Below are 17,500 nucleotides of genomic sequence, written 5' to 3' on the forward strand. Positions count from 1 at the left end.
GTCGACTCCTCTTTAAGATTTCAAGACGTATCCTGACGGTAAGACATCTATAATTCCGTCTCTAAATGGGATCTGTGCTAAAATTTATGGTACTTCATTACATGAGAATCAGTAAATGTAATAATATTTTCTTTTTGCTTAAGTATGAAAATGGCAACAAAAATTAATAGGTAATCTTGCAAAGAAGACAGAAGTTCTCAAGAATCACGTCTAATTTTGAATTGCCAGCTTTTTTTGAAAATCCCATATTCCAACTTTTGAAACAAGCTCATCATTGTATTATTTTCATGCGTCCAAGTAGTAAAATGCCGATTTCAATCATTCTAAAACATTTTTAAGATAATTTCCAAACGCCAGACGAGTGTGGATACAACTGAAAGCCTAACTAAAACTCTCCTGAAACGATCAAGTATAAAATAAGCTGATTGATATTTGCGCTTCCATTCATGTTCCCACCCACCACACATGACTTTTACGATAGGTGATATAGGTTTACCGATGAAAGCTCGATAAGAATTGACCTATTTACCGTCCCCGTTCTAATAGAAGCATTAGGAGATGGGAATGTCCGAAAAAACTAAAATTGCGATCGCACACGGAGACGGAATCGGTCCTGAAATCATGGATGCAACCCTCAAAATTCTCAATGCGGCCGGAGCAAAAATCGATCCGATCGAAATAGAAATTGGAGAAAGAGTTTATAAGGGCGGGCATTCTTCCGGAATCAAACCCGAGGCTTGGGACATTCTCAGACAAACTAAAGTATTCTTGAAAGCCCCCATTACCACTCCCCAAGGTGGTGGTTACAAAAGTTTGAACGTAACCGTAAGAACCACTTTGGGACTTTTTGCCAACGTCAGGCCCTGCTTTTCTCTGTATCCGTATGTGGAAACCAAACACCCTTCTCTCGACATTGTCATCATCCGTGAAAACGAGGAAGACCTTTATACCGGAATTGAACACAGACAAACCAACGATACGGTTCAATGCCTCAAACTAATTTCCCGTCCAGGTTCGGAAAAGATCATTCGTTACGCTTTCGAGTACGCCAGAGCTTACGGAAGAAAAAAAGTAACAGCAATGGTAAAAGACAATATCATGAAGCAGACTGACGGTTTATTTCATGATATCTTCAAGGAAATTGCACAAGAATATCCCGAACTCGAAGCGAATTCACAGATCATTGATATCGGTGCCGCAAATCTTGCGGATAGACCGCAGAACTTTGATGTAGTCGTAACTTTGAACTTGTACGGAGACATCATTTCCGACATCGTAGCGCAAATTGCGGGGTCAGTTGGAATGGCTGGTTCTTCCAATATCGGCGAAATTGTTTCCATGTTCGAAGCGATTCACGGTTCTGCCCCCGATATTGCAGGAAAAAATCTGGCAAATCCATCCGGCTTACTCAATGCCGCAGTGATGATGCTTGTTCATATAGGACAACCCGATATCGCGGCAAAAATCAACAACGCTTGGCTCTTAACGGTCGAAGAGGGAATTCATACCGGAGATATTTTTAAACCTGGTGTAAGTAGAATCAAAGTCGGAACCAAGGAATTTGCCGATGCGGTAATCGGAAATTTAGGTCATCTTCCCGAAAAATTCAAACCCGTTTCCTTCGGCAAAGCAAAGAAAATTATAATTCCTGAATATAATAGAATTATTCAAAAGAAAGAACTAGTCGGAGTCGATATTTTTCTAGATTGGATCGGCAACGATCCGAACGAACTTGCAAACAAACTTAAATCTCTTTCAAACGACCTAATGTTAAAAATCATTACCAATCGAGGAGTAAAAGTTTATCCCGAGGGTCAGCCTGAAACGTTTTTGATCGACCATTGGAGATGTAGATTCGTGAGCAAGAACGCTCTGATTAAACAGGAAGATCCTTCGTATCATCCGATTTCTCACAAGCAAATTGCGGAACTTCTCTTAAAACTGGACTCAGCTGCTTTTGATACCATAAAAACGGAAAACCTATATTATTTTAACGGAAAAAGGGCATTTTCTTTGGGGCAGGGAGAGTAAAAAAGACTCGAAAATAAAATCGAATTTTTTTTAAAGAAATAATTTGGATCATTTCGTAAGTTGCAATTGTGCAATTGGCTTCGAATCGAAATTCTATATTTCACCCCATTTCTATCTTGAAAATGAGTTTAACGATGGTACTGGTCTGCTCGATTATCGGACTTGTAATCGCATTCACCGCAACAGGAGATCACAAGACATTCCCAATTTATTCAACCTTAGCTGCATTCTCAACATCTTATGTAATCTGGAATCTTTTCGTAGAGAGACAGGAAAATTACAACATTACAAGAAGAATCATTTTAGGAATTGTCATCGTGATCCTTTCCCACCATTTGACTTTTTACTTTGTAATCCTATTTGGGAATATAGAATACTGGATCTTAAATTTCAGAAATTGGAACGGAGAAGAACCTCCGATGAATCCTTTTATAGGATTTTTGATGGTTTCCATTGGAACTTTCATCAGTTTATTCTTTTTCGTTGGATTACCTTACCACCCGGCGCTTTCTTAGGATGGTTTTTTCACAAAATACAAGAAGCCCTTCGTATAAACAAAGCTATTCCGGCTAACTTAAACAAGTTGGCTATAAAGTTTTTGAATATGATCTTGGGTGAGAGGTTTGGAAAGATAACCTTTGACTTCGGGAAAAGAGTTCGCTTTCAATATATCTCTTTCATCCACGGAAGAGCTTACCATAAAAATGGTAATCTTTTTTGCCAAGGCCCCTTGGATTTTTTTGAATTCGTCTAGAAATTGCCAACCGTCCATAAAAGGCATATTGATATCCAACAAGATTGCATCAGGGAGTTCTTCTCGATCGGAACTCAATGTTTGAAGTTCCTGAAGAGCCAATTCACCATCTTGGAAATCGCGTAGTTTCGTGATCCTACCGTCTTTTTCCAAAAAACGTCTTGCGATCATGATGTAGATGGAATCATCATCGACCAACCAGAAGTTCATATTACCGCTGTTCGAAATCATTGTATTTATCGAAATTGATGAGGAAAGATGTACCTTTACCGGGAGAACTTTCAACCGTTATTTCGCCCCCCAGGGATTCTATTTGATTTTTCGTCATAAATAGCCCGATACCTTGTCCTTCTTTTTCCCGGTGGAACGTTTTATTCATTTTAAAGATTTGGTGACCGTATTTTCGGAGATCGATTCCTAAACCATTATCGCGAACTATTAAAAAGATTTTTTTGTCTTTTATATATGAGACGAAAGAAATCTCTGACTTTCTATTAGGATCAGAATATTTTAAAGCATTGCTCAATAAATTCAATAATATACTTTCCAGATATACCTTTGAATAAAGAATTTCCGGGGCCGCGGTAAAGTCTGTTTGAATTTCCACACTCATCTTATTAATTTCAGTAGAGAGAAGATTCTGAATCTTGTTAAAAGCGTCCTTAAAAAGAATAGGTTGTTTATCCACATTCCGATTTCTGCGAATTTTGATCACTTCCACGATATCGCTCAATGTGGTCATCAAATCTTTTACGCTCATCTCCAAAGATTGGAGAAGCTCATCTTTGTCCCTACCGTATTTCTCACATAACATGGTCGTAAGCGTAAAAATATTTCCAATTGGTGCACGTAGATTGTGAGAAACGATCTGATTGAATTCTTCCAATTGAGAATTTCTTTCTGTTAAGTGATTGCTCAACGCCTGTAAGGTTTCGTTCTTTTCGATTAAAGCAGAAAGCATGTTTTTGCGATCGGTAATATCCTGGATCTGAGAGATGAAAAATAAAGGTTTCTTTTGGGAATCCCTCACAAGAGACACTATCAATAAAATCCATATTGTACTTCCGTTTTTATGGAAGTACCTTTTCTCCATTCTATAACTATCCCTTTTACCTTCCAATGTTTCCTGTAGAAGATTTAAATCAGCAGTAAGATCATCCGGATGAGTTATATCTTGAAAGGTAAGTTTTAAAATCTCGTCCCTTGAGTAGCCGATTATATCCAAAAGACTTGAATTTACTTCTAGCCATTTTCCTTCCAAAGAAACGAGAGCCATACCGACACCCGAATAATAAAACGCATTAAAAAACTTTTCTTCCGAAAGACGAATCTCATCGAGAACCTGTTTTTTTTCTGTCTCGTCAAGAATTGCATTGAGCCCTAAATATTCCCTGGAAGTACTAAAAAGAGCGATTACAGTTTCCTGATTATCCCGAATCGATTGAGTAATTGTTTGCAACCAAACGTATTTTCCATCTTTTCTGAGAAACTGATATTCGATATGTTCGATTTCTCTTCCTTTTAAAATCGGCTGATGAGAATTTTCAAAAATTCTGTTCTTATCAAGAGGGCTAAAATAATCATAGGGGTTTTTGCCGATTAATTCTTCTGGCTGATAACCTAAAATAGAAGTTACCGAAGGACTGACATAAAGAAAGATTCCATCCGGATCATGAAAGCTAATCAACTCAGGACTTTTTTCGATTAGAAATTTATAAAAATCAGCCGATTGAAAATCGAATTCGCTCAAAGCATACACCTTTGGTTTTCCTTAAAATAGGCCCTATTTTGGAAAAGACAATCCATTACGAAAGTGAAACGTAGATTTTTACATTTTTGTTCGCGCCCAAATCGCAAACCTTTAATCTAAATCGATCTACTATATTGGCTTTTTATTCGTAGAAACCCGTAGATGAATAGACAGTTTTTTTCAAGGATTTTAGTCGAAGAATTTGTTGGGTGAAGATAAGAAGAAAGAAATTGTGAAGATTAGAAACTTTCCAAAAGATTAAAGATAAACCGGGGCTGAAAATAAAATCCGACAAATTTTTAAACTCATTCTCCGTCATCTCCCAAAGCTTCAACAGGACAAATTTCCATCGCTTTTCTTGCCGCAATTTCCTCTTCAGGGGAAACAGGCTGTCTGTGGAAATAAACTTTCGATTCGTCGTCGGTGTATTTGAGAAGCATAGGAGCTTCTTCCAAACAGTCATTACAAGGAACACAGCTATTATCGATATAGTATTTTCCAGGTGCGTTCTGTTTGACTTTGTCGTTTTTATCAGCCATGTTTGACAAAGTTTATCGAACGATTGTTGTGTCAACCACTTTTCAGAATTGACACCCGTTTCAATTCAGGGATATTCACCGAAGTTATGAACTTATGGACGGAAAAAATATCGAGACGAAAATTATTCGGTTTTGGCCTTGGAGGACTACTCAGCATTGGTGCCGGGACTTTCTTTTTTCGTTTTTCTAAAAGTCAATCCCTACCCAAAACCCTATTCTTTTCCATATCCGAAGTTGAATTTTTATCAGCTTATTCTCAAACCCTTTTGCCTCAAGAATCGGGCTTTCCCGATCTTGAAAAAGCGGAAGTAATCCGCAGATTAGACGAAGAATTTTTTTTTGTGGACTCGAACATCTCTGATGATTTCAGATCTCTCATTTTTATTTTAGAATATCTTCCTCTGGTTAAAGGTTATTGGAGTCGTTTTTCCAGATTAAGCGAAGAAGATAGAAAGAATTTTCTACTTTCCCAAGAAACAACTGAATCTGATACGATCCGAGCCGCATTAACAAATCTTAAATTACCCATCTACTTGGTTTATTATGGACACGAATCTTCTTTCAAAGCGATTTCGTATGATGGACCTTTCGGGAACCCTCCCGAAAAATTAAGCGAATCCAGAATCTATTATAAAAAAATTCTGGGGGAATCATGAGCGGTCGCGTTTACGAATGGAAAAATCTGGGAGATTCCAGAACCGTAAAGGCGGATGTAGTTATCGTAGGAACTGGTTGCGGCGGTTCTACACTCGCTTACGAACTTTCCAAAAACGGTAAGAAAGTAATTCTTATAGAAGAAGGCGGTTACTATCATACGGGAACTTTCGATAACCACGAACTCAACATGGCCGGAAAAATTTCTGCGGAAAGGAATATGGCTACCGACATTACCGGAACGATCAACCTTGTTTATGGAAAAAACGTAGGTGGGGCTTCGGTTCATTATTGGGCTGATAGTTATAGAACTCCGGAAGACAGACTTGACCTTTGGAAAAAAGAATACGGAATTTACGGTCATTCTTCCGAAGATCTAAGTTCTCATTGGAAAGAGTTGGACGAAGTCTTAAACGTTCATCCTGCTAAAGAAGAATATCATAATAAAATGAATCAGCTTGTGAGAAAAGCCTGTAAGTCTCTCGGCTGGGAAGGTAACCCGGTTCCACAAGCTAGAAAAAATTGTCAAAAATCCGGTCACTGCATGCAAGGTTGTATGTATGGGGCCAAACAAAGCCAGTTGGTGACTCATATTCCTAAGGCGATGGCTTTAGGGACCGATATCTACGCGGACTGTAAAGCGATTCGTTTAGAACTCAAAGGCGATAAAGTGGCATTTTTAGAAGCGGTCATGATTGATCGACCTTCCGGAAAAGAATCTGGGATCACGTTAAGATTCGAAGCATCCGTTTTTGTGATCGCGGCGGGTGGATTTGGAAGTTCTACATTCTTACTCAGAAACGGATGGAAGAAAAAACTTCCCGCACTCGGAGAATATCTTGCGATCAATCCATCTCCTTTCGTTCATGCATTTTATGAAGAACCGATCGTTCAGTGGAGAAATATTCCTTCCGCATTCGGTGTGGAAGAATTTCGTTTAGCCCGTTTTAAAGAAAATGGAAGTTATACCGAAGGTGGCTTTTTAATCATGGCCAATCAACTTCAACCCGGAAGTCTGTCCGCTCTGATTCCAGGGTTCGGCTTAGAACACAGAGAAATCATGAAACAACTTACTCATGTAGGAGGTACAATCGGATGGATCGACGATGTTCCTTCGGAACTAGGAAATATTTCGGTAAATTCCTCCGGTAAGCGTACGATTACGTATCACTTCGGAAAATTAACGAAGGAAGTTTTGAAAGATTGCATCCGTAAACAAGTTCAATTGAACTTTAAGGCAGGGGCCAAGTGGATTCTTTTACCTGACCTTAAAAGAACGAAAATTTCTTCCGAGAAAGAAATGGATAAGATTGATCGACTTGAACTTCGCCCCGCTTCAATGATGATGGCCGCCCCGCATCCGGCAGGAGGGTGCAGAATGGGACAGGACCCTTCCAGATCTGTTGTAAATTGGAAGCATAGAGTTCACGGATTAAAAAATCTATACGTTTCCGATTCCAGCGTATTTCCGACCGGAGTTTCGGTGGACCCAAGTTATACAATTATGGCATTCAGTAAACAAGCGGCTAAATTCATCCTCGAAGATTAAAAATCCGGCCTAAAACCTGAAGAAAATTCAGTTTTAATCATTTAGTAAGTTCGTAATAAAACCCGGGAGTTTCCACAAATTACATCTCTTTGGGAATTTTATGACCTTTGAACAAATTCGATTTTTGTTCAATTTCTGTTGTAGTTCCCACATTTTAGATGGCCTCTAAGTTTTTGTTTGGGAGTTAGTCGCATTAGGAATATATTTATTATTTCTAGAAAATATTCTCCAAATTTATGACGACCGTAAAAGCAATTTTTAACTTCGTAAGTTAAAAATTGAATCACTTCGTTTTAAAACATATTATTTTGATACACAGAAATTGTGCAAGTTCCACATCCCAAAAATTTTATTATAATTGTAATTGTGCGTTTTACGGTAAATAACTTATCATATCAATAAATTTGCATATATATTCCAAATGAATAAAATTGCTTCTTGACTTCGGAAATCTAAAAATTAAAATCAAAACCGCTAATGGAAAATTTTGCCAAACCGTTTTTGATTTTAGGTTTTTTGTTTTTGTGTGTCGGTTTCTTGATTCTTTACGGAAATAAAATTCCCTTTTTAAATTATTTAGGAAAACTGCCAGGTGATATCCGTATCGAAAAGGAAAATTTTCGGTTTTATTTTCCTTTGACTACCTCGATATTAGTGAGCATCCTAATCTCCCTAATTCTTTTTTTGATTCAAAAATTCAAAAGCGGTTCTCCGTGAAAGAATCTTTTAGCTCCCGTTTCTCGTTTCAAGAAGGAGAGAACGAATTTGTCGCAATCTTATCCGAGTATAAAAAAAACAAAATTCTTTATTCTGATCTGACGGTCGCCAACCCGACTCAAGTCGGTCTTCAATATCCGGTGGAAGCGATTCGACACAGTTTTGGAAGCGCTGATCTGATTACTTATCACCCCGATCCTCGAGGAAACATAGAAGCTCGAAAAAAAATTCAAGAATATTACTACTCTAAAGGAGTGAAGGTCGATCCAGACGATTTGTTTTTAACTTCCTCCTCTTCGGAAGCATATTCGTATTTGTTTAAGTTGCTTTGCAATCCAGGCGATTCGATTTTGATTCCTGCACCCGGTTATCCCTTATTCGAATTCCTTTCCGTAATGGAAGGATTGAAAACCGTCCCCTATTTCACAAAAAAAGATAATGGCTGGAAATTAAAAGAATCGGATCTCGATCTAAAAGACTTATCGAAATGCAAATTGATTTTAGTCGTTAGTCCCAACAACCCTACAGGTTCCGTATTAAACGAATCCGATTTTTATTCCTTAAAAAATACTTTAAAAAGCTATAATATACCCTTGATCATAGACGAAGTTTTTTCGGACTACGTTTACGGGGAGGATCTCCATAAAACTTTAACGGATTCGGATATACCAGTGATCACCGTAAACGGATTGTCTAAAATTTTAGGGCTCCCGGGAATGAAACTATCTTGGATTTTACTCAGCGGACCGGAGTTTTGGAAAAAAAAAGCGAAAGAATATTTGGAACTCATATCCGATACTTATCTTTCGGTAAACACTCCCGTTCAAAACGTACTTTCCGATTTATTGCAATGGAAGAATTTAATTCAATCTCAAATTATCAAACGGATTCAAAGGAATCTTTCTTTTTTAAAACGGATTTTGGGAGACGTGAATATTTCCAAAACAGTTCGATGCAACTTTCCGAACGCAGGTTGGTATTGCATTTTAGAAAGCGAAAAATTTTTTCCGGAAGAGGAATTTTCACTTCGTTTATTAAAGGAAAAAAAAGTATATGTCCATCCCGGAGAAATGTTCGGTTTTCCGAACGAAAAGAATCTAGGAAGAATCGTTCTCAGTCTTTTGACAGAAACGGAATCGTTCGAGACAGGCTTAAAAGAAATTCTGTCAAAAACCTCGGTTCCACTTTAGAAAAGCGACGTTTCATTTGGGTTTAAAAGAAACAGATTAAACACGAGTTCGCTACAAAATAAGAAAACCGCCAGAGCCTGTTCCAAAATCTCCGAATATAGGAACCTCAACGAGAACCTAACAATTATAAAATGTGTTCGAAAGCTAGTAAACTACCAAAGAGGCGTAATTTGTGGTAACTTCCATATTTTATTACGAACTTACTGAATCATTGTAACTGATTTCTTGAAAGGTTTTTAAGACAGGTTCTAAATACATCTTTCACACTTTCGTTTCAATAAGACCAAGTAGAATTTTAAATATCTTTTGAATGATATACAGAGTCTCGTTCCCAGTCTTTCGGTTTCCTTAAACCAAGACGAACAAAATCTCTTAAAAAACCTCTATATCTTCCGGCAGTTTCGATTTTGTTAAACGAAGCGGGATTGAAAATTCCACGTTTGCGAAACAACTTGAAAGGATCTTCCTTGATATCCGACCAGGTTCCCACTTCCAGGGTTAGAGGAAGCAATTTAGAATTCCAGTTCCACGAATTCTTGTGATAATCTCTGTATTGATCGTAAAACTTATCCCAAAGATCACCATGCGTCGTATAGGTTTCACTTTGAGGTCCGTATTGAAAATGAATATGACCACAATGATGTTTTAAATGTCTCCCGATTTTTTGATACAAGGATGTATCCGGACAAGGAGCTTTTGTAAAAGCATAAGGCCACCAAATATTATCAACTGTTCCAAAACCAGAATGCAGATCCAAAACGGGAATGATCGCATCCTTAACCATAAAAAAAGATTCGTAAACGAGGCGGAACAACGCTTTGGATTCGGGTTCCAATCCGTTTCCACGAAAGTAAGGCAAGTGTTTGGAAATTTTTTGTCCGCCGAAAAAAAGAAAAGGTTTTATCGCTTCAATTCCAGAATTTCTCATAAGATCAACGCCTGCGGGATTGGATCTTTGTTTAAGCACAATCCCGCCAGGATTAACGATTGGTAATACAATAATTCCTAATTTACCTTTTTCTAATTCAGGAATGTATCCCGTAGAATTCGGATGCAGAACATATTCTAAAAAATCGAGAAGAATCAAAATACCTATCGTCTCAAGCCCATGAACTCCGGCCACAATTCCGACAGGATGTTCTTTAAGACCCTTTTCCGTTCCGATTTTTAACGCATGAATCGGAAATCGAAATCCTTCCGGAGTTTTTCTGGAAAATCCGATTTGACTGAGGGATGCAAGCTTACCCCCTAATTTTAAAATTTTCAAAATTTTCTTATCATACCGGTTAAGCCTTCTAAGACCACGCAACATATTAGATTCTAATTCCGTTTAAATTGGATAGCCTGAAGTCGAGTACAATCCTCAGAAAATTTTAAAACTCCTTTTTGAATTTTTTCACAATTTCCATCGACCACCGTTTGGAAGCAACCTCTGACTACTCTTTTGATCGTTTCCGGATTTTCGTTTGCCAATAAATACGCGTTAGAACTCCGAAATTTTTCGGCGCAATTTGCGGGGTTCAATCTTTCTTGAATTAACGCTTTCGAAGAATCTTTCAAATCTATGGAAAAACCATCCGCACAACTCGCGAGTTTTTGACAATACGCGGAGACGAGTTCGGAAGACTCCTCTCTCCATTTGTCGTCCTGAACCGACAACGGTAGGTTGTTTTTTTTGCAGAAAGATAAATTCAAAAAAAATAATATTCCAAAAATATAAATTGTAAATAGCAATATATTTCGTTTCATAATTTCTCTACTCAGTGTTCTGATTTTTTACGGATAAAAATTTCTATTCTTTCCCCAGACGCTTTTCCTTCTGGAGTTGCTGTAAAAGATTGTACCGGTTTATACGAGCTGGAAGCTTCGATAGAAATTTTTTCTTTGGGAATTTTATAATTTTGAGACAACGAATCTGCGATCAATTCTGCACGATACGCGTTGTATTCCCAAACGTTTCTAAAACCTTTTTGGGCGGCTTCATTTCCATAAGGAATTTGAACTTTAAGAGTGATGTCCACGTCCATCGCGGAAGATAATTCAGATATTTTCTGAAATGCAAAAACCATTTCTTCGTCCGGTTGGAACCCGCCTTCTCCCAAAGAGGAACCGAAAAGTACAATTTTGATTTCTTCGGTTTCTTGGATTCCAATATTAAGTTTAGCTTTTTCTTTAAGTCTTTTTAAAGTGTAACTGATTCTTTCCCAAAAACGATAAAGCTGAGTTTTAGGTTGAAGCATAGGATCGTCTTCAATTGTAATCGTACTTCCCTGAAAGAAAGATTCCCCCAAACCGAAACCACCCCGGATCACATCGGCGACTTGTTTGAGCTTTGTCTGATCGACTTGAGAAATTGAATACATGATAATAAATAAACCCAAAAGAAGAGTAATCATATCCGCATAAGTCAAAAGCCAGCGCTCTCGGTTCTCGTGAGATTCCCCCTTACGGTGCGCTCTTTCCAAAAGTTGCCTACGAAGTCGACTCATGCCTCTTTTCGATTTTCTCCCAGTAAAGTATGGATGTATTCCGTTTCTCTCTTTTTCACTTCTTCATAAAAAGAATTGAATATGTTTGCAGAAACGGGAAGAGTCGCGTTATATGCTTCTTCTACGCTTTGAAATAAGGCAGATACTCCGAAAAGAGAAGCCATAAATCGAGCAGGTTTGATTAAATAGGCGCTAATCGGCCTATGAGCCAATTCATAAAAAACTTTTAAGTTTCGTAAAACGATTTCCAACTGTCTCATTCGCTCTTTATAATGGCCCATCTGGCTATAGTGAAGATCGTATTCTTCCCTGCTCAAACGTTTGCCGTCCCAACCCGAATCCACTAGATGTTTGGCAAAAATAGTATCCAACTCTTCCGTAAGATTGTTGAGTTCGATTAGATATTCGATGTTCTCGCGAGAAGTTTCTTTCATCATACCTTTTACTCTTTGGTATGTATCCATTGCAAGATGAAGCCAGACTTCTCTTCCTTCTAAGTTATAGATCTTTTCGAAGAAATATTCTACCATTGGAATCGTTTCTTCCAGATGAAAATAGCTCGCGTAAAAAACCCGAAATCGTTCCACCTGTGCTCGAACGACTTCCGCTCTTGCTGCTTTTAGTTTTTTAACTGCAAGATCGCTCATTCTCGTTTAGAAACCAAATCCAATTTGTAGGAAACGAAACCTTGTTGATCGGTTTGTTTTTGAATCGATCCGAATTGATTCGGAAGATTGACGACTACTTTTCCCATTCGTGTTGAAGAACGAAATAGAATGCTCGGAGTACCGTCCTTATTCGGAGTTAAAGAAAATCGAATTCCGTATTTATGATTTCTTCCCCAGCCTTCCTTCGTGATTTCAATAAGAGGAACTACAGAATTGACGTATTTACCCGTTGAAGAAAATACATTCGAACCGGGGAAATAAATTCTTTGTCCTTCTTTTGTCGTATCTATGGTTACTTTTCCACCCTCGGGAAATGAAAGAGAAAGATACGTCACACCCGCATAAGAACCTCGATTTTTAAACCAGAGAGTTACTTCTCCTTGAACTCCCTTTTTCCATTCTTTCGGAGCTTCTAAAGAAAAAAGAGAAGGCACCGCCACTCGCGGTATATCTGGAACCATTTCCCAGCCGTTAAAGATAAAATTTTGAGCATAACTGCGGTTGGAAGGAAAAATCGTGATGTTTTTTTCGGTTTTATTGTAATCGAAATCGATTCGTTTAGACTTTATTAAAAATTCATGATCTTTCAAAGACAAAAGACCATCCAAAATCTTTTGGCCCTTACGGATTACATAAGGTACTGAAAAAAGTCCGAGAGGTGGTTCTTCACTTAACACTTCCAAAAAAAGAGAATTAAATCCGTCTCCGGGAAGTTCTTCCATTAGAATTCTCTTAACTACGAAACCTGCTTCCTTTTTCCCGGAATCGGAGGGAAGCCAAGAAGACTTAGAGGAGTCGTAATGAAGTGGGCCGATATTCAGTAGGGAAAAGGAGAATTTCCGGAGTAAAAACCATTCTCCTTCTTTTTTTTTGAAAATTCCCAAAACCTCTTCTGTTCCGTTACGAACCAACGAGAAAGATTCTAGCTCCTGATCCTCGTCCAAATTGCCCACTTTTTTCAATAGTACATTAGGATTCTTTTGGTCAGCAGATGAAAACAGAAGTTCGACGATTCGAGAATCGGAAGGCGTTTTGGAAGAACAGCCGACAGATAAAAAAATGATGAGTAGAATCTGACCTAAAACGAACGAAACTCGACATGTAGAATAAGCAAACTTCTGCTGTAAGACCGTTTTGGAATGGAAAACTTGAGTTTTAACGCGAGCCGTAAACGAAACGGAAAAGATCCTTTTAAAACGAAATGAAAATGTGCTCATGGTTCGGTAACAAAATTGAGGAATAAAAAAAGCCTGTCTATGATTTTCCTATATTCTTTAACTCAGATCCAAAACCTCTTTTAAAATTCGAGAATTCACTTTTCCGGTATACTCGTCTTCGTATCTTCCCAGTTTCGCTGCAAATTTTTCCGAAAATCCGGCCTGAATTCTCGTTTCTGGAAAGTAATGATATCCTTTGGCCCTTCTCGGAGTGAACGGAAACTCGATCAAAGAAAGGTAATAGTCCCATTCGTCTTTAGAATCTGGAATCCGTTTTTTGACATAGCGATAACCGCGACGGACGTGCTTGATCTCGTCTTCGTAAACCTTTTTCATAATATTGGCTTTTTCCAAATCTCCGAAACGTTCGAAAGCCATTGTGTAAATTTTTGAAAAATCAAGATTAGCTCCCTCAAAAGAGATCGCCATGATCGCGTAAAACTTTTCGAGGGTTTGCATTCTCGGAACTTGTTTCCAAAAAATGGAATTCAGAGGCCGATCTCCTAGTTCCATTCCGCCCTTTTTCATTTCGAAAAGATACATTCTTAGATGAGTTTGTTCTTCCAAAAGAGTTCTATATAAACCGAACCGGACAGAAGACGTCGCATCTTGAAACTTAAGAATGGCCCAGGCAAAAAGTTCGATCGCCATCAATTCGTGATTCGCAAAATGATGCAAAGTGATAAAACGATTCTCTTCCTTGAATAACTGTTCCAGTCTTGGAATTTTACTTTTTTGTTCGGAAGTCCGAATTTTTCTTTCCCGAACCGGCAAGGAAGGTACATTCAAAAAATTGAAAGAACGAGTGTCGACCAGCGGAAGGGAAGGTGAAAATAATTTATCTTCAAGGCTGGAACCGAGAAGCACATTCCTCGCAAACTCATTTAAGGTCATGTTTTATACGAGATGTTTAGAAGAATCGAAACCGAGTTCGATGATAGATCCTTGGATGTTTCTCTCATTAGGGTCAGACGAGATTTGCCCTCCTCCACAATGATACGTGATTTTGAAAGTATCCATCAACGACTGAATGATCTGCAGCCCTCTTCCTACATTCCGGTGTGGAATTAGAACTCCCTTTAAAGGAAGGGTTTCGCATTTTTTTTCCTGGTGTTGTTTGACACGGTTTAAATATTCATCAAGGTTAGTTACCCGAATGTCTACAGGAAAGGATTCCAGTTTCGAGGATTTGAGTCCGGAACCGTAATCCATGATCCACATTGTGAACTTATGATCCTTGATCTTCCAACGACAGATAATCATTTCGTTAGAGCCCGATATTACATTAGCCGAAATCGAATTTGTAAGAGCTTCGTCCGCCGCTAACTCTATATCAACGACGGCTTTGTTTGAAAAAGAATTTTCTAAAAGAGAACTTTTCAAAGCTAACCGGAGTTCTCTGATACTAGTTAAATCGGTTGGAAGAAACATAACGTAAGAACCTTCATTATGTTTAACTAGCAATAATTTCTTGGAATCCTTCATCGTATTTCCGTTACGTCTCCACAATTAACAACTTAAAGGTGGACGATTTGAACGAAATATATCGGATTTTTCAAGTCGACAATGGAATTCCCGCTTCTTTGGCGGTTTGTTCAATTCTCTGAAGGAGCTTTTCTTTCCCTAAAAGAGGGAATAAAATCGGTAGCTCCAACCCAGCCGATTTTCCGGTAGTTGCCGCTCGGATCGGCATATAGAGAGTTTTTCCTTTTTGTCCGGTAACTTCTCCGACTTTGGACATCAGGTCCTTATAATTCTCATCGGTCTTCGGATTGGAATCCTTCAGCATTTCGTAAAATTCCTTGATTACTTTGGTGCCATCCCCCTCTTTCAAAAATCCAGCCGCTTCTTCCGATTGGATCTTTAAGTCGGTAACGAAAAATTCCGCAATATAGTCCGGAGCTTGAGTGAGGTTGTCCAAATATACTCTTATAGATTCGATTATGGAAGTAAGCACGGGACTATTTATGTTTTTCACCTCCTCAGGAATATCCTTTCTATCTTTCAAGAACGGTAATAGACTTTCTAATACTTTGGATATTTTCAAATCTCTGATAGTTCTATTCGATAACCAATTGAGTTTCGATTTCGGGTTCATTGCTTCCGCAATTTGAGTTAAGTCCGAAAAGTTCGTTACGATTTCGTCTTCCCCACCTTTTGGTTTTTTAAATACATCAAATGTGGAGGGAGATTTAGAACAGCGATGCACGTCGAAAATTTTTTCGAGTTCGCTTTCAGGAAGAAATTCTCTTCCGTCGGAGGAAGTCCATCCGAGAAGAGCCATGTAATTTCGAAACGTTTCCGGAAGATATCCTAAATCTCTAAACGCGAGAATGGAAGTCGCACCTGCTCTTTTGGAAAGTTTTTTTCCGTCCATTCCTACAATTTCGGATGCATGTGCAAACTCGGGAATTTCATAACCCAAAGCTTCGTACAATAAGATTTGTCGAGGAGTGTTGGAAAGATGTCCCACTCCGCGAATCACATGCGTGATCTTCATAAGAGCGTCGTCAACTACAACTGCGTAATTGTAGGAGGGAAATCCGTCTGACTTAACGATGATAAAATCTCCGATCAATTTGGTTTCGAATTTTACTTTTCCTTGAATGATGTCGTCGACGATGAGAGTTTTAGAAGGGGTTTTAAATCGAATTGAATACGGAATTCCTTGTTTGAGCTTTTCCTCTACTTCCTCGTCGGACATGTTTGCGTGTAGTCCGTCGTAGACGTAAGGCACCCCCATCGCTTCCGCTTGCTTCTTCTTTGCTTCTAATTCTTCCTGTGTACAAAAACAACGATAGGCTTTTTTTTCTTTCAGAAGTTTTTCCGTATATTCTTTGTAGATGCCGAGACGTTGGCTCTGAATATATGGACCGTATTCTCCTCCTATCTCCGGACCCTCGTCCCAATGAACTCCTAACCATTTCAAAGATTCTAATATGATTTTGAAAGAATCTTCGGTAGATCTGTTTTGATCTGTGTCTTCAATCCTTAAAATGAATTTACCACCTTGGGATTTTGCGTATAAATAATTGAAAAGGGCGGTTCTCGCTCCACCTACGTGTAAAAATCCGCTGGGAGACGGTGCAAACCGGGTACGAACTTCTCTATTTTGATTCATGGGAATTGGTTTTTCTCGTTAGAAATTTTTATGATAGGATAATTTTTGAAATTAGCCGTTGTGGTAAATGGTTTATTTACCACAAGGTCGTAAAATGAAACGGATTTTTTGACTTCATTCTCTCTCAAAGTCATCAAATCGATTTCGGAAGGAAAATCTAAACAGTAATATTCCGTAAAAACTTCTGTTTTTTGAAGTGGAAGAATTGGAATCATCCCGGTCAAACTGATCGCCGGAGGATACTCAAGCGAATCGTAATCGTAATCTCCAGAAGAAGTCGTGGTTCCGCTTGTGGAAATAAATTCGGTCTGCATGATTTTAAAAAGGATTCCTCTTGGGCTATGCTTCCATTTAAGCGTTCCGATTCCGGGAACAATTCTAATTTCTTCAGCTTCTCTAAGTTTTCCTTCGTCGCTGATGACAAATTTCTTTTTTACATCATTGAGAACTTCCTTTCTCGGTTCAAGAGTGGGACTTTCTGACATTGAAGAAGTTTTAAGACGTTTGATTACTAAAGCGGGAGAAAATTCAATTTTTCGATTATCGTTTGAATCCCGCGTCGCTCCTCCTCTCCACTCCGAAACCTCTAAGAGAATTTTTCCCGATTGTTCACTCTTTCGGGATAATTCCAAATATTTTAGATTTCCTTGAATCATTTCGTTCTTTCCAAATTGAGATCTCAAAATGACGTAACGAGCTTGAAAACTGGACGGTTCGTAGTATAACGAAACAAATGGAGAAACCGTAAAGAAAATCTGTGACTCATAATTTTCGGAAAGGGATTTTGAATCCCTCCATAAAATTTCCTGGATATTTCCACA

Annotated in this window: 17 protein-coding genes and 1 pseudogene (1 of these 18 only partly in view); 6 read left to right on the forward strand and 12 right to left on the reverse strand. The window is 38.4% G+C overall.

Going from position 1 to position 17,500, the window contains the following annotated elements; genetic code table 11:
* Positions 1–564 precede the first annotated feature (564 nt).
* Both LEP1GSC190_RS16310 and LEP1GSC190_RS16315 read left to right on the forward strand, forming a co-directional pair.
* Positions 565–2,031, forward strand: a complete 1,467-nt coding sequence (locus tag LEP1GSC190_RS16310) for an NADP-dependent isocitrate dehydrogenase (RefSeq protein ID WP_002745997.1) — start codon at positions 565–567, stop codon at positions 2,029–2,031.
* Positions 2,032–2,165: 134 nt separating this feature from the next.
* A pseudogene (locus LEP1GSC190_RS16315) lies at positions 2,166–2,585 on the forward strand (hypothetical protein).
* 20 nt (positions 2,586–2,605) lie between these two features.
* Here the strand turns inward: LEP1GSC190_RS16315 and LEP1GSC190_RS16320 are convergent.
* From LEP1GSC190_RS16320 to LEP1GSC190_RS16330, 3 genes are all read right to left on the reverse strand, one after another.
* A complete protein-coding gene (locus tag LEP1GSC190_RS16320) occupies positions 2,606–2,995 on the reverse strand; it encodes a response regulator (protein WP_036036291.1) in 390 nt (129 codons plus the stop codon).
* Position 2,996: 1 nt separating this feature from the next.
* Entirely contained in the window at positions 2,997–4,535 is a 1,539-nt protein-coding gene (locus LEP1GSC190_RS16325) for a PAS domain-containing sensor histidine kinase (protein ID WP_036036304.1), read from the reverse strand.
* A gap of 305 nt (positions 4,536–4,840) precedes the next feature.
* Positions 4,841–5,074 (reverse strand): ferredoxin, encoded by a 234-nt coding sequence (locus LEP1GSC190_RS16330; RefSeq protein ID WP_036036288.1) that lies wholly within the window; start codon positions 5,072–5,074, stop codon positions 4,841–4,843.
* 86 nt (positions 5,075–5,160) lie between these two features.
* Between LEP1GSC190_RS16330 and LEP1GSC190_RS16335 the strand changes: the two genes are divergently transcribed.
* From LEP1GSC190_RS16335 to LEP1GSC190_RS16350, 4 genes are all read left to right on the forward strand, one after another.
* Complete coding sequence (locus tag LEP1GSC190_RS16335) at positions 5,161–5,730, forward strand: hypothetical protein (RefSeq protein ID WP_002746014.1); 570 nt, start codon at positions 5,161–5,163, stop codon at positions 5,728–5,730.
* Positions 5,727–7,277: an FAD-dependent oxidoreductase gene (locus tag LEP1GSC190_RS16340; protein ID WP_002746160.1), complete on the forward strand. Its 1,551-nt coding sequence runs from the start codon at positions 5,727–5,729 to the stop codon at positions 7,275–7,277. Before LEP1GSC190_RS16335 ends, LEP1GSC190_RS16340 begins: the two co-directional genes overlap by 4 nt.
* Positions 7,278–7,754: 477 nt before the next feature.
* Positions 7,755–7,994, forward strand: a complete 240-nt coding sequence (locus LEP1GSC190_RS16345) for a DUF2905 domain-containing protein (protein ID WP_002746046.1) — start codon at positions 7,755–7,757, stop codon at positions 7,992–7,994.
* On the forward strand, positions 7,991–9,184 hold the full coding sequence (locus LEP1GSC190_RS16350) for a pyridoxal phosphate-dependent aminotransferase (protein WP_002746094.1): 1,194 nt from the start codon (positions 7,991–7,993) through the stop codon (positions 9,182–9,184). The genes LEP1GSC190_RS16345 and LEP1GSC190_RS16350 overlap by 4 nt, the downstream gene beginning before the upstream one ends.
* Before the next feature lie 295 nt (positions 9,185–9,479).
* Here the strand turns inward: LEP1GSC190_RS16350 and LEP1GSC190_RS16355 are convergent, their stop codons facing one another.
* The 9 genes from LEP1GSC190_RS16355 to LEP1GSC190_RS16395 all read right to left on the reverse strand — a co-directional run.
* Positions 9,480–10,496: a M14 family zinc carboxypeptidase gene (locus LEP1GSC190_RS16355; protein ID WP_002746153.1), complete on the reverse strand. Its 1,017-nt coding sequence runs from the start codon at positions 10,494–10,496 to the stop codon at positions 9,480–9,482.
* Between the two features lie 8 nt (positions 10,497–10,504).
* Positions 10,505–10,933, reverse strand: a complete 429-nt coding sequence (locus LEP1GSC190_RS16360; RefSeq protein ID WP_036036285.1) for an LA_2478/LA_2722/LA_4182 family protein — start codon at positions 10,931–10,933, stop codon at positions 10,505–10,507.
* Between the two features lie 11 nt (positions 10,934–10,944).
* The gene (locus LEP1GSC190_RS16365; RefSeq protein WP_002745999.1) at positions 10,945–11,673 is read right to left on the reverse strand and encodes an OmpA/MotB family protein; all 729 of its coding nucleotides are present in this window, start codon (positions 11,671–11,673) and stop codon (positions 10,945–10,947) included.
* On the reverse strand, positions 11,670–12,320 hold the full coding sequence (locus tag LEP1GSC190_RS16370) for an FFLEELY motif protein (RefSeq protein ID WP_002746032.1): 651 nt from the start codon (positions 12,318–12,320) through the stop codon (positions 11,670–11,672). The genes LEP1GSC190_RS16365 and LEP1GSC190_RS16370 overlap by 4 nt, the downstream gene beginning before the upstream one ends.
* A complete protein-coding gene (locus LEP1GSC190_RS16375) occupies positions 12,317–13,558 on the reverse strand; it encodes an LIC13341 family surface-exposed protein (protein ID WP_002746098.1) in 1,242 nt (413 codons plus the stop codon). Before LEP1GSC190_RS16375 ends, LEP1GSC190_RS16370 begins: the two co-directional genes overlap by 4 nt.
* Positions 13,559–13,615: 57 nt before the next feature.
* The gene (locus tag LEP1GSC190_RS16380; RefSeq protein WP_002746084.1) at positions 13,616–14,452 is read right to left on the reverse strand and encodes a DUF455 family protein; all 837 of its coding nucleotides are present in this window, start codon (positions 14,450–14,452) and stop codon (positions 13,616–13,618) included.
* A gap of 3 nt (positions 14,453–14,455) precedes the next feature.
* Positions 14,456–15,043 carry an ATP-binding protein gene (locus LEP1GSC190_RS16385; RefSeq protein WP_002746100.1) on the reverse strand — a complete coding sequence of 196 codons (588 nt, stop codon included), beginning with the start codon at positions 15,041–15,043 and terminating at the stop codon, positions 14,456–14,458.
* 70 nt (positions 15,044–15,113) lie between these two features.
* Positions 15,114–16,679, reverse strand: coding sequence for a glutamate--tRNA ligase (gene gltX, locus LEP1GSC190_RS16390; protein ID WP_002746026.1), 1,566 nt, complete (start codon positions 16,677–16,679; stop codon positions 15,114–15,116).
* Positions 16,676–17,500: the 3' portion of an LIC_13346 family putative lipoprotein gene (locus LEP1GSC190_RS16395; protein WP_002746091.1), read on the reverse strand. The gene runs 99 nt beyond the window's last position; only the last 825 of its 924 coding nucleotides appear in the window; the start codon falls outside the window, past its right edge — the gene reads right to left on this strand; it ends in the stop codon at positions 16,676–16,678. The genes gltX and LEP1GSC190_RS16395 overlap by 4 nt, the downstream gene beginning before the upstream one ends.

Origin of the sequence: Leptospira mayottensis 200901116, from assembly GCF_000306675.2 — a bacterium.
Taxonomy (GTDB): Bacteria; Spirochaetota; Leptospiria; order Leptospirales; family Leptospiraceae; genus Leptospira; species Leptospira mayottensis.